We start from the raw sequence: 1,388 nt of genomic DNA, 5'->3' as shown, positions 1-1,388 counted from the left end.
TCGGGGGCCACCAGCGAGCAGATGTGCACTTTCAATCCAGGAATGTCTTCGGCCAACACGCTGCTGTCGTTGATCTCCTTGATCTTCCGGTCAAGCTCGCGCTGCCACTGCGCCAGTTCGCGCTGGCCGGAAAGGTCCTTGGGTTCCGGCTGGGGCCTGGGTGTTGCACCGGCGCGCACTTCCTCGATTTTGCCGAGCTTGGTGACTTCGGGAATGGTGTCGGCGCGGCCCAGGCTGGCAAGCATGCGCTGAGTGTTGACCGGGCCCGGGCCCATGCCGTCCTCCGTGGCATTGGTGATCACGAACAGGTGCAAGGCGCCATGCAGGCTGGGATCACGACCGTCCTGGGTCTGTTTGGCCGCGTTGTACCGGATCAGGTCGGCCAGGGGTGGCCAGCGGAAGTACTGGTTCTCGATGTAGATGAACTGGGTCGCGTTGTTGGCAGTTTGCAGGTACAGCCGCTCGATATCGCGCCTGCCTTCCTGGGGCTGGGTGCGCAGCAGTTGCGCCAGCTGGCGGGTGACGCCGGGCTTTAATTGCAGTTGCGGGCCAATGAGTTTGGCCTGGCGCAGGATGAACAGGTCTTCTGCGGTTTCCTTGCGCCAGGCAATGGCGAAGTTGTGGTGCAGGTGTTCGAGGATCGGGCCGCTGACCTGGCTGGAGATGTCCTGACGCGGGGTGATGCCCCGCGGGCCCGCGTTGGGCGCAGGTTGCTCCTTGCCTGAACGCCTGAGGGCCGAGTGCTGGTGGGTGTCCCAGTACTCGTCGAGCATGTTGTGGCCCATGACGAAACCGATGGCGCTGTCGGGCAGTTGGTAGTCGACGATCACCGACTTCTGGTGATGGGTCGCGCTCCACCTCAGGGCATATCGGGTGTTCGCGCCGAGCTGTGGATCGAGACTCTGGTACTTCACCTGATGGGCGATTTCCGCCCGCTCCTCCAGGCTGAAACCGCGGCCGATAAAGACCGGTCGGCCACTGGCGCCCGCCGCCTGATTGCCCTTTACCGCGCACTCGGCAAACCAGCGCCGGTCGTAGGCGTACTGTTCCTCGGTGGAACTTTGCAGGGCTTTGTCACCGATGCGAACCGTGCCTTTACCCGGCAGATTGGCTTCACCGCCCACCCCCGCCAGATTGAACAGCATCTCCCAGCCCAGCAGCCGCACCTCAACCCCTTTGCGGGCCTTTTCCATTAGCAGTTCGCCGATGCACGGCGCCTTGCCATCGCGGATAAAAAACATCGACGGCTGAAAGCCCCAGCAGATGATGTCCACCGATTTTTTCGCCTCGGCGACGGCCAGGTGCACGGCGCGAAAGGCTTCCTCGCCATTGATCAAGGGTTCATAGGTGGCCTCAAGCGGATGGTATTCGGTGTGTTTCACGTACCA

At 62.5% G+C, this 1,388-nt stretch carries 1 protein-coding gene; it reads right to left on the bottom strand.

Features of this window, described 5'->3' with window-relative positions; translation table 11 throughout:
* Nucleotides 1-1,388 (bottom strand): phospholipase D-like domain-containing protein (locus tag ACZYR5_RS29530; RefSeq protein WP_489092910.1); only part of this gene is annotated, 1,388 nt, incomplete at both ends.

It is taken from the genome of Pseudomonas sp. F007 (assembly GCF_057814275.1).
This window is presented reverse-complemented; position numbering and strand designations above follow the sequence as displayed.